The following is an 11,720-nucleotide window of genomic DNA, read 5'->3' as shown; positions in this document are numbered from 1 at the left end:
GGGAGAACGATATGAACACCGAAATGCTGATTGGCTCGCGCTTTGAAGCTGGCACGGAAACCGAGGAAAACGTCCTCAATCCCAAGACCGGCGAGACCGTTCTCAAACTGCCGGAAGCCTCGCTGGCGCAGGTCGATGCCGCAGTCAGCGCCGCCGACAAGGCGTTCAAAAGCTGGTCGCGCACCACGCCCGGCGAACGTTCCAACTACCTTCTCAAGATCGCCGATGCGATTGAGCGCGATGCGGAGGCCTTTGCCACACTGGAAGCGCTTAATTGCGGCAAACCGATCAACGCCGTCATCAATGACGAGATTCCGGCCATTGTCGATTGTTACCGCTTCTTTGCTGGCGCGGTGCGCAATCTCCACGGACCGATTGCCGCCGAATATTTGCCGAACCACACGTCGATGATCCGCCGCGATCCGGTCGGCATCATCGGCTCCATCGCCCCGTGGAACTATCCGCTGATGATGATGGCGTGGAAACTGGCGCCAGCCATTGCGGGCGGTAATACGGTGGTTTTCAAACCATCCGAACAGACGCCGCTGACCGCGCTGAAAATGGCCAGACTGCTGGCGGATATTCTGCCGGAGGGTGTCGTCAATATCGTGTTGGGACGTGGTGAAACGGTCGGCAACGCGCTGATCAATCATCCGCGTGTCGATATGGTGTCGATCACTGGGGACGTCGCAACCGGCAAGAAGGTCTTGCAGGCGGCAGCCAAGAGCGTGAAGCGCACCCATCTGGAACTTGGCGGCAATGCGCCGGTCATCGTCTTTGACGATGCGGATGTGGAAGCTGTCGTCAACGGCATTCGCACCTTCGGCTATTACAATGCCGGTCAGGACTGCACCGCCGCCTGCCGCATCTATGCCGATGCGCGCATCTATGATCGTTTCGTCGCTGACTTGTCATCCGCCGTTTCCAGCATCCGCTACAATCTGGAAGACGACAGCCAAAACGAGATCGGACCACTCATTTCCCGCCGTCAGCGGGATCGTGTCGAGAGTTTTGTCGCCCGCGCCCGCGAGCATAAGCATATCGAGGTGACGACCGGCGGCAAGACATCGGGCGCCAACGGCTTCTTCTTCGAGCCGACCGTGATTGCCGGAGCAACGCAGGATGATGAAATCGTACGCCGCGAAGTCTTCGGTCCGGTTGTTTCGGTCACGCGCTTCAGCGATGTCGATGAAGCCGTGCAATGGGCCAATGACAGCGATTACGGTCTTGCCTCGTCGGTGTGGACCAAAGATGTCAGCAAGGGCATGCAGACCGCAGCCCGCCTGCAATATGGCTGCACCTGGATCAATACACATTTCATGCTGACCAATGAAATGCCGCATGGCGGGTTGAAACAATCCGGCTATGGCAAGGACATGTCGATCTATGCGCTTGAGGACTATACCGCCGTGCGCCATGTCATGATTGCGCATTGAGCGATCACAGATAGAGCGAACGAAACGGCTTGGATGGCGGCAGATTTGCCGCCATTTCCATTTGATCTCAAGGCCTTATCTTTTAATAGCCAGCTAAATTAGCTTGAGCATCAGGGCGACTTGGCCTATTCGGTTCTCGAATTCAATCTCAGGGCGAGCGGGATTTTGAGAATTGACACGCATTAACTGCATTCCCCCAGCGGAGCTGACCGGGCCGCATCTTATTGCGGAATACCGGGAATTGCCGCGTGTTTTCGCCCTTGTGAAAGCAGCGATCCAGCGCGGCGAAACCACCACGGATCGGAGAAACCCGCCCGCCTACACGCTTGGAACCGGCCATGTCCGGTTTTTCTATATGCGCCTCGGCTATCTGGCGAAACGTCAGGCCTCGCTTGTGGCCGAAATGCAGGCCAGAGGTTACGCGCCCCAGTTCACCGCAACCCATGAATTGCCGATCGGCATCCCGCCTGAATGGTGTTGCGACTGGGAACCTTCCGACGAAGCAATGGCGATCAACAGAGCCCGTATTGCCGAACGTCTGCGGAAATAGGCTCGACTGGACGCCAGCACATAAACAACCATACCTAGAAGCAACCCGGAAATACAATTGATTACCGTAGGTTGAAGCTGAGTTTAAATAAAACGAGGATACTTATGTAATTTTCAAATTATTCACTAGATTGTATATTTCTAAACAATAATACTATATTCTGGAAAGTACGGATAAAATTTGATATGATTAAGCAGCAACATCCCCCATGCTGAGACATACCGCATGACAGAGAAAAAAGCGGCGCCGGAAAAGAAGCACGCTCTGGACCAGCAGACATCGTCTTTTACCGACGCTGTTGAAGAGATTGCGCGGAAGCTGCAAAAGCCCTTGCAGCCCGATCTTGAAGACGACTTCATTCGCTATGCGCTCGACAGCGCTGCGATTGTCGCTCACACGGATGTGCGCGGCATCATCACCTATGTCAATCGCAAGTTCTGTGAGATCAGCGGCTATACGGCGCGCGAACTGATCGGCGCGAACCACCGCATCCTGCATTCGGGCGTCCACAGCAAGGACTTCTTTCGCGACATGTATCGCGAGATCGCCCATGGCAAAATCTGGCACGGCGAAATCTGCAATCGGCGCAAGGACGGCTCGCATTACTGGGTCGATACAACCATCGTCCCGCATTTGTCACCTGCTGGAAAGGTGGATAGCTACACGGCCATCCGCTTTGATATTTCCGACCGCAAGAAACTTGAAAGCGCCTTGCGGACCAGCAAGGAACATCTCGACCGGCTGGCCAATCTCGACCCGCTGACCGGACTACCGAACCGCCGTCGTTTTCAGGAATATCTGGAAATGCAGGTGCAGGACCACGAAAGGTCCAACGGCATATTCCATCTGGCGCTGCTCGATGTGGACTCCTTCAAGGAGGTCAATGACACGTTCGGGCATCACGCAGGCGATGTTCTGCTCCAGAATATCGGCAAGCGTCTGCGGTCCTTCGAGGACAGTCAGTTGTTCATGTCGCGCATGGGCGGCGACGAGTTCAGCCTCATTCTCGTCGGCGCGACGGACTGCGAAGCCGATGAGCTTTTCGAAGAAATTCTCGAAGCCATTCGTCAGCCCATGGTGATTGGCACGACTCCACGGCGCATATCGTCCAGCCTCGGCATTGCGCGCTTTCCGCGCGATGGCAAGGATGTCGGCAATCTGTTCAAGGCGGCAGATCTCGCGCTCTACAAAGCCAAGGCTCTGGGACGGGACCGCGTGGAAGTGTTCCAGCCGCAGCTGCGCGAAGTCGCCCGGCGCAAATCCGCGCTCTATGAAGAGATCGAGGGCGGGCTGGAACATGGCGAATTCGAACTGCATTATCAGCCGATCATTCCGCTGCTTTCCGGTCAGGCAATTTCGTTGGAAGCGCTGATGCGCTGGCGTCATCCCGAACGGGGATTGCTCACGCCTGCCTATTTCGGCGAAGGCTTTGAAGACCCGGCCATACGGGCGGCGCTCGGCATGTTCATGCTGGAGCGGATTTTTGCGGATGCTCAATCGCTGCGTCAGGCGGAAGCGCCCTTGCATCGCATTGCGATGAATCTGACCAATTCCGATTTCCGCTCGGATATCTTTCTCGACCGCTTCTTTGAATTATGCGCCGAAACCGGTATCGGACCGGAGAGCTTCAGCGCGGAGATGACGGAAGGCATGTTGCTCGGCCTTGCGCAAAAGCGCGTCGAACAGGGTCTCAAACGGCTTCACATGGCAGGCGTGGAAGTCGCCCTTGATGATTTTGGAACCGGCTTCGCCTCGCTCACGCATTTGCGCCGCCTGCCGATTGATCGCCTTAAGATCGACCGCAGCTTTGTGGCCAATATCGCGGCTTCACCGGAAGATCGGGCCATCGTGCGCGGCGTCATTCAGATCGCCCATAGTCTCGGCAAGACGGTGACCGCCGAAGGCGTCGAAACCATCGAACAGATCGACCTTTTGAGTGACATGAAATGCGATCATTTGCAGGGCTGGTATTTCAGCCCCGCCTGTGAGGTGCGCGAACTGCCAGAGGTTCTCGCCATGATGCCCAAACTGGATGCCGAAAAGCTGCATTAAATAGCCCGCACTTTCCAAGGAGATAGGCCGATGCGCACTGCGCACCGGAATTGTTGCCGTTTTGACATAGTGCGCTTCTTTTTGTCATCGAAGGCCCTTGACAACGTTTACCAGGGCGCGACTCGTGCTATTAATCTTGCATCTCGCCATTGGGGGCTTTGGCGGAGATTCACCGCCCTAGCGCGTTTATTCGCGGCTGGGGCGGTTTCGTTTTGGGGCGCGTTTTAACGCCTTGCAAAATACGCATATCTCGGTTGCAGGATCGGTTGTTGTAAGGCCCGGCTCACGGCTCTATTTTGCAGTTGTTCGGTTTTACTCCTCCTCCCAAAAACCGAACCTGAAGCGCGATACTCCTCCTCCCAATCGCGCTTTACCAATCCGCCCGCAGCAACTCTCCTCCTCCCAAATTGCTGCGGGCGTTTTGCTATCCAGATTTCCCTTAAAAAGATAAATCCTTGATGCGGACCTTTCAGCCCGCGATCTTTCCGCCTGTCATGGGCGCAGGTACGCCTGTTGTGCTTGGAAAACTGATCGGCAAGCCACGCAAGGCGCGCACGGCGAGAAACGCGAAGCACTCAGCCTCAACCGCATCGCCCCGCCAGCCCAAGGTCTCGACCGGCACAAGCTCGACGCCAGCACGCTCGACCAGCATACGCATCATCGTCGGGTTGTGACGCCCGCCACCGGAGACCGCCAGCCGGTTCGGGCGCTGTGGCAGAATATCGAGCGCCTTTGCCACCGCCGATGTGGTGAAAGCGGTGAGCGTTGCAGCCCCGTCTTCATCGCTGAGGCCATCAGCCATAGCAGCTGTAAAGTCAAAGCGGTCCAGCGATTTCGGAAAAGGCGCGGTCATATAAGGATGTTCAAGCAGTTTGGCGAGGCGCGCTTCGTCAACCTCGCCTTGCGCCGCCAGCGCGCCGTCGCGGTCCATCTCGCCCAAACCACGCGCTTTCATGAAATCATTGATCGGCGCATTGGCCGGGCCGGTATCGAAGGCGACCAGCGTGTCGCCGCCATCCCACCATGTAATATTGCCGACACCGCCGAGATTGAGAATCGCCGTATCGCCGCTGGCATCGGCACTGCGCAGCAAAGCCGCGTGATAGATTGCAGCCAGGGGCGCACCCTGTCCGCCTGCACGAATGTCGGCGGTGCGGAAATCATAGACAACCTTTGTGCCCAGCAACTCGCTCATCAGCGCACCGTCGCCAAGCTGGCGCGTATCGCCAAGCCGTCCCGGCTGTGGCGCACGATGCAACACGGTTTGGCCATGAAAACCGACAACGCCGATATCGGCCATAATCAGCCCGCTTTCTTCAACCAGCGCGCGCACGGCAGCCGATTGCGCTCGGGTCAGGGCATCTTCCGCCTCGGCAAAAATCGCCGGTTCCGGGCCTTCAAAATTCCAAACGCGGGCTTCGGCCTGCGCCTGCTGCAACAGTTCCAGAATACCGTCCGGATAAGGCTTCAGCGCATAGGTGCCGAATATATCGACCGTCTCGCCATCCGTTTTCAAAAGCGCGACGTCGATATTTCCATCGAGAACGGTGCCGGTCATCAGACCCACGGCCCAGATTGGCTGCATAGAATTCTCCAGACTCTCACATTACCGAGAGTCTGAGTATTAAAGGAGTTCGCCGTTCAATGGAAATGGTCAGGCGCTGACACGCATCCCCTTTTCCGGCTCGAAGACGTGGCTCGTTGCCGGATCAATGGCGATTGGCAGCACATCGCCTGGACGCACGGTCAAACGCTCACGGAACAGGCAGGTGATCGGCTGCGTGCCGAGCTTGCCCATGACCATGATTTCCGAACCGGTCGGCTCGACGATTTCCGCCGTAACCGGAACGCCGCCTTCTGCGATCTTCATATGCTCGGGGCGTACGCCATAGACGGCCTTGGCCGAAAGGCTGGAATAGTCACCTTGCGGCAGCGACAGGCGGAAACCGCCCTCAGCCACGAACGAACCTTCCTCGATCTTGCCATTGATGAAATTCATCGACGGCGAGCCGATGAAGCCCGCAACGAACATATTGGCCGGGCGATCATAAAGGTCGAGCGGCGCGCCGATCTGCTCGACCAGACCATCGCGCATCACCACAATCTTGTCGGCCATGGTCATGGCTTCGATCTGGTCGTGGGTCACATAGATGGTGGTGGTCTTCAGGCGCTGATGCAGGCCCTTGATCTCGCCGCGCATCTGCACGCGCAGCTTGGCATCAAGGTTGGAGAGCGGTTCGTCGAACAGGAACACCTGCGGATCGCGCACAATGGCGCGGCCCATGGCCACGCGCTGGCGCTGACCTCCGGAAAGCTGGCGCGGAAAGCGGTCGAGCAGCTTGTTGAGGCCGAGAATTTCGGCTGCACGCGCAACGCGGTTGTCGCGCTCTTCCTTGGGCGCGTTCTTGAGCATGAGCGCGAAGCCCATATTGTCGGCAACCGTCATATGCGGATAAAGCGCATAGTTCTGGAATACCATGGCGATGTCGCGTTCCTTGGCGCGCAGGTCGTTTACCACGCGCGGACCGATGGCGATTTCGCCGTCGCTGATTTCCTCAAGCCCTGCGATCATACGCAGAAGCGTGGACTTTCCACAGCCCGAAGGGCCGACGAGCACGACGAACTCGCCGTCCTCGATGCTGACTGACACGCCGTGCAGAACACCGACATTGCCATATTTCTTGACTGCATTACGGATGGATACAGATGCCATCTTGAACCTCAACTCTTATTTGACGGCGCCTGCGGTCAGACCTGCAACGATCTGGCGCTGTGCGAAGACGGTAAGCAACAGAACAGGCAGAGTGACCACAAGTGCTGCGGCAGCGAGCGGCCCCCAGCTCACCTGTTCGAAGGAAAGCATGTTATAGACAGCGACCGGCAGCGTGCGCGTTTCGCGGCTTGCGAGCACGATCCCGAACACGAAATTGTTCCAGGAGAAGATCACTGCAAGAATAAGCGACACCACGATGCCGGGCTTGGCAATGGGCAGCGCTACTTTGAGAAACACCTGCAACGAGGACGCGCCGTCGATTATCGCCGCCTCTTCCAGTTCCATCGGCGTCGTTTCGAAATAACCGATCATGATCCAGATCACGATTGGAACAGTGACGACCAGATGGATGATGATCTGCGGCCAGAGCGTGCCAAGCAGACTCAGTGTCTGGAACAGAAGGAACAGCGGGATCAGATAGGACAGACCCGGCGTCATGCGGGCGATCATGATGACAATCGCCGATTTATGCGCCTTGAGTCGCGCGATGCCGTAGCCCGCTGGAACCCCGACCAGAAGGGCGAGCAGTGTCGCCATGCCGGTCACCAGAAGGCTGTTCCAGAAATAGAGCAGAAAATCATTGGCTTCGAAAATCTGCGTATAGTTCGACCAGGCGAAACGTTCCGGGATCAGGATCGGCGGATAGGCACCGTTGTCGATTTCGTATTTGAGCGAAAGCGACAGCATCCAGATGAAAAAGAAAAGCGCCGGCGAAACGATAACGAAAACAAGAAGCGCAGTGCCGAGCTTCGACAGAATTGACTTGCGTGCCATGAGCCGGTCCTCAAGCGTTCCATTTGGTCCGCTGGCGAAGCGCCAGCAGGATCATGGACATGGCGATGATCACGATGAAGAACACCACGGCAATCGCCGAAGCATATCCGATGTCGTAATACGAAAACGCCACGTTATAGAGATAGATGTTGATGGTTTCCGATGCCGTGCCCGGGCCGCCCTGCGTCATCGCATAGATGATGTCGAAGCTTTTCAGCGCATCGATCGAGCGGATGATGACGGCCACCATGATGAAAGGCAGGATCATCGGAAGCGTGATGTAGCGGAATTTCTGCCAGCCATTCGCGCCGTCGATTTCAGCGCTTTCAAACGGATCGCGCGGCATGGAGGCAAGGCCACCGAGCACGATCAGCATGACCAGCGGTGTCCATTGCCAGGTCTCGACCGCGACCAGCGACGGAATAACCGTGTTCTGATTGAAAATCCATTCCTGCGGACCGATCCCGACCAGCGACAGGAGATAATTCAGCACACCGAGCTGCGGGTGATACATCATCGTCCAGACCAGAGCGACGGCAACAGGTGTCGCCATCATCGGCATGACGAAGATACCGCGCAACAGGCCCCGCATCGGCAGCTTGCTGTCGAAGATCAGAGCGGCAATCGTGCCCAGCACCATGGGCGCCACCACGGACAGCACCGTATAGACCGCCGTGTGCCACATGGAATCCCAGAAGCGCGCATCGGCTGCCAGACGGATATAATTGTCGAAGCCGACGAAGCTGATGCCTCCGCCGAGCTGCCATTGATTGGCACTCATCCAGAGGGTGAACAGCCAAGGGAAGACGATCACCGCCCCGACGGTGATCAAGGCGGGAAGCACAAACGGCCAGTAACTCGGTTTCAGATGGCTTTTGCCAGACTTGCTACCGGTTCTGGTTGTGGAAGCCGCCTTTGTGGCGGCCTCCCCATTCATGCTCTTTGTTGCTCCTGTCGGGGCGGCAGATGTCATTTTCCTTCGCTCCGTGCGAGGACCGGACGGAATTCTTCCGTCGCGCGCTTCATTTCAGCTTCTGCTTCGGCACCATTCAGAAGATTGGTGAGGCCAACGCCCATGATGTCGCGGAATTCCGTGACCGGGACGATAACCGGCAGGCAGAGCTGGCTGATTGGTGCGGATTTCGACAGGGCTTCGACCCAGCCTTCCGGCATGGTCACGCCCTTGCGCACTTCCGCATCGTCGATGATCGACTTGCGGAACGGAACGCCCGAACCCGTCTGCAGCAGACGAGCGCCCATTTCTTTCGAAATGGCCCACTGGCAGTAGAGATAGGCGGCTTCCTTCTTGGTAGAAGCTTCGGTCACGCCGATGCCGTCGCCGGTGGTCGGTGCAGCCTGGGCCTTCGGTCCAGCCGGGATGACGCCATAGCCGACCTTGCCGACAACGCGCGACTTGTTCGGATCTTCGAGCGGCGGCGCAAAGCCGATACCGTCGAGCCACATGCCGACTTTGCCTTGCAGGAAGCTCGACTGGCATTCGGCCCAGTTGAAACCGGCAACACCGGGAGGTGCCGCTTTGGTCATCAGGCGCTGATAGAGCTTGGCGGCTTCGATGGCTTCTGCCGAATCCGTCTTCAGATTGCCGTCGGCATCGACCGAGCTCTGGCCATAGCCGAGCATCAGGCTCGTCCAGACCGGAACATTGGCGTTCTTCATGCCGCGGGCCACGAAGCCGTAGGTGTTCGAAGACGGATCGGTCAGCGCTTCCGCAGCCTTCACCAGTTCTTCGAAGGTCTTCGGATATTCGATACCCTTGGCTGCGAACAGGTCCTTGTTCCAGTAGATGATCCAGTAATCGACCGAGAACGGCAATGCGCCGAAGCGGCCATTGGCGTCCTTGGCGAAGGTCAGACCAGCGCTTGCGAAATCGTTTTCCGTCAGCGACGCATCGGTCAGCGTCGGGTCTTTCAGGAACGGGTTGAGATCGGCAAGCCAGCCGCCCTTTTCGAACTGGCGCTTCTGCACGTGATAGCTGATGTGAATGACGTCGAAGCTCGGGCGACCGGAGGTCAGTTCGATGACCGCCTTCTGACGCTGCTGCTGTTCCGGCATCTGTTCGGAATGAACCTTGATGCCCGTCAGCTCTTCGAATTCCTTCTGATGCTTCTGAAGGATTTCGCCGCGCGGGCTCTTGATGAGATTCACCTCAAGCGTGGTGCCCGCATATTTCTTCCAGTCAACCGTGGAAGCGGCGAAAGACGGGCTGATGCCTGTCACGCCGGATGCGGCGATGGCCGCTGAACCCGCCAGAAACTGGCGACGTGTCGGATGAAATAGTTTCATTCTGCTCCTCCCCTATGTTTCAAACCCGGCAACTCCTCTTGCTGGGCCTTTGTTTGATCTAGATGTGTAAAGCCAGCTTCCGCGCATTGTTGATATGAACGGCGATGGCATCCATGGCGATTTGCGGGTGGCGGGTTTCAATCGCCGTCAGGACCGCCAGATGTTCCTGCATGACCGGAATGACGCGCCCGGTGATCCGGAAACGCTCCTGATTGATCAGGCGCATCTTGATCGTATTCGTCTGGTAAGCGCGCCAGATGATTTCATTGTCGAGCGAAGCGACAATGGTGTCGTGCAGGCTCCAGTCGATATTCTGCGCCCGCTCCTCAAGCTCCGGCGTTTCGCCTTCGCTCATGGCGCGGTTCAGCGTGTCTTCATGCTCGGCCCGCAGCGAACGCAGCAATTCATCCGATGCCGACTGGCAGAAAATGGCAACCGACTCTTTCTCGATGAACAAGCGAAACTGGAAAGCCTCACGAATGAGATTGAGATCAATATGTGCGATCTGAAGTCCGCGCTGCGGCACGGTCTTGATCAGACCTTCCGCCTCAAGCCGGGGGATCAGTTCGCGGATTGCGCCAAGCGGCAGGCCGGTCATGGTCACGAGCTGGCGCTGCGAGACGAACTGGCCCGGATGGAAATCGCGCGCCAGCAAATGCTGGGTAAAGCTCTGATAGGCTTTGTCCCGCAACTTCACCGGCTCGTTCTGATCTTCCGCCAAGGCTTTGTCCTCCCCCAACCGCTTTGGTTATACTGCGGAAACGTCTCCCACATTTCCGCAGCATGTCTGCAACGCTTATGCCCGGCTCAGGCCGCCTTTGCCATATGCAATCCGGCAAATACACTGCCAATTGCATCGAAATCCGCATCGTTCAGCGCAACCAGCGGTGCACGGACACGGCGCCATTCCTGATCGCCGGTATGCCGCGCCACCAGCGCCTTCACCGCAGGCGTCACCGGATAGTTGAGAAGCTTGCGCACAGCATCGACCAGTTCGGCATCGTCCTGCCCGTCATTGATCATGCGCAGCAGGCGGTCCGGGAACAGATTGGCCATGCCGGAAATCGCGCCCTGCCCGCCGAGACGAACACCGGCGGCGAGATCGCGCTCGTCGCCGATCAGGATTGCAATGTCCTTATGCGCAGCCAGAAGCTTCTCGGTATAAGCCCAGTTGCCCGATGAATCCTTCACGCCAGAGATAATCGCGCCGAAAGCAACTCGCAGACGACCGACCAGATCGACCGAAAGTTCAACCGCCGTCACCGAAGGGATGTTGTAAAGGATGATATCGCGCGCATCCGAACCGAGACCCTTCAGCACGGCGGAGAACCAGTTGAAAAGGCCATCGTCGGAAAGGTTCTTGAAATAGGACGGCGGCGCCAGAAGAATGGCCTTGCAGCCGCGACGCAGCGCATCGCCCGACTGAAGCACCGCATCGGCAATGGAGTTCTCCATCACGCCGACAACGATATTGGCTGCTGGAAATCCCTGCGCGATGAATGCGTCGAGAAGCGCTGCGCGCTCCGCATCGCCAACCGAAGATCCTTCGCCGGTGGTGCCGAACAGCGTGACGCTGGAACAGCCGCTATCCAGACGCGCCTTGGCATGCGCCAGCGCACGCTTGACGTCGATCTTGCCATCCGCATCGAATGGCGTTGTGAGCGCTGCAGAAAGCCCGAAGCGCTTCTGCCCAGAATTGTTTTGGGGCCCAGAATCTGTTGGCAAAGCCGTCTCCTCCCAAGATTGAACTGTAAGTTGGCACATACTAACATGTTAGTAAATAGTCAATTCGAGTTCACTGTGCATTTATGTAAATTTTGGGGATTGGAGA

General features: G+C 57.4%; 10 protein-coding genes. 3 read left to right on the top strand and 7 right to left on the bottom strand.

Features of this window, described 5'->3' with window-relative positions; translation table 11 throughout:
• Positions 1-11: 11 nt before the first annotated feature.
• The 3 genes from QLQ11_RS12905 to QLQ11_RS12895 all read left to right on the top strand — a co-directional run bounded on the left by QLQ11_RS12905 (position 12) and on the right by QLQ11_RS12895 (position 4,038).
• Complete coding sequence (locus QLQ11_RS12905) at positions 12-1,436, top strand: gamma-aminobutyraldehyde dehydrogenase (RefSeq protein ID WP_283736280.1); 1,425 nt, start codon at positions 12-14, stop codon at positions 1,434-1,436.
• A 172-nt stretch (positions 1,437-1,608) separates the two neighbouring features.
• Positions 1,609-1,986, top strand: coding sequence for a pyrimidine dimer DNA glycosylase/endonuclease V (locus QLQ11_RS12900; RefSeq protein WP_109367660.1), 378 nt, complete (start codon positions 1,609-1,611; stop codon positions 1,984-1,986).
• A 225-nt stretch (positions 1,987-2,211) separates the two neighbouring features.
• Positions 2,212-4,038 (top strand): bifunctional diguanylate cyclase/phosphodiesterase, encoded by a 1,827-nt coding sequence (locus QLQ11_RS12895; RefSeq protein WP_109367661.1) that lies wholly within the window; start codon positions 2,212-2,214, stop codon positions 4,036-4,038.
• A gap of 469 nt (positions 4,039-4,507) precedes the next feature.
• Here QLQ11_RS12895 and QLQ11_RS12890 read toward each other — a convergent pair whose 3' ends face one another.
• The 7 genes from QLQ11_RS12890 to QLQ11_RS12860 all read right to left on the bottom strand — a co-directional run bounded on the left by QLQ11_RS12890 (position 4,508) and on the right by QLQ11_RS12860 (position 11,653).
• Positions 4,508-5,623: an anhydro-N-acetylmuramic acid kinase gene (locus QLQ11_RS12890; RefSeq protein WP_109367662.1), complete on the bottom strand. Its 1,116-nt coding sequence runs from the start codon at positions 5,621-5,623 to the stop codon at positions 4,508-4,510.
• A gap of 69 nt (positions 5,624-5,692) precedes the next feature.
• The gene (locus QLQ11_RS12885) at positions 5,693-6,751 is read right to left on the bottom strand and encodes an ABC transporter ATP-binding protein (protein WP_121538752.1); all 1,059 of its coding nucleotides are present in this window, start codon (positions 6,749-6,751) and stop codon (positions 5,693-5,695) included.
• Positions 6,752-6,766: 15 nt separating this feature from the next.
• Entirely contained in the window at positions 6,767-7,585 is an 819-nt protein-coding gene (locus tag QLQ11_RS12880) for a carbohydrate ABC transporter permease (protein WP_109367664.1), read from the bottom strand.
• Positions 7,586-7,595: 10 nt separating this feature from the next.
• Positions 7,596-8,558 (bottom strand): carbohydrate ABC transporter permease, encoded by a 963-nt coding sequence (locus QLQ11_RS12875; protein WP_109367665.1) that lies wholly within the window; start codon positions 8,556-8,558, stop codon positions 7,596-7,598.
• Entirely contained in the window at positions 8,555-9,889 is a 1,335-nt protein-coding gene (locus QLQ11_RS12870; protein ID WP_109367666.1) for an ABC transporter substrate-binding protein, read from the bottom strand. Before QLQ11_RS12870 ends, QLQ11_RS12875 begins: the two co-directional genes overlap by 4 nt.
• 58 nt (positions 9,890-9,947) lie before the next feature.
• Positions 9,948-10,610, bottom strand: a complete 663-nt coding sequence (locus QLQ11_RS12865; RefSeq protein WP_109367667.1) for a GntR family transcriptional regulator — start codon at positions 10,608-10,610, stop codon at positions 9,948-9,950.
• 86 nt (positions 10,611-10,696) lie between these two features.
• Complete coding sequence (locus QLQ11_RS12860) at positions 10,697-11,653, bottom strand: dihydrodipicolinate synthase family protein (protein WP_121538750.1); 957 nt, start codon at positions 11,651-11,653, stop codon at positions 10,697-10,699.
• Positions 11,654-11,720: the final 67 nt, after the last annotated feature.

The sequence above is a fragment of the Ochrobactrum sp. SSR genome, assembly GCF_030067775.1.
GTDB lineage: Bacteria > Pseudomonadota > Alphaproteobacteria > Rhizobiales > Rhizobiaceae > Brucella > Brucella teleogrylli.
Note: the sequence above shows the minus strand (reverse complement) of the source record. Positions and strands in the feature narration are given on the sequence as shown.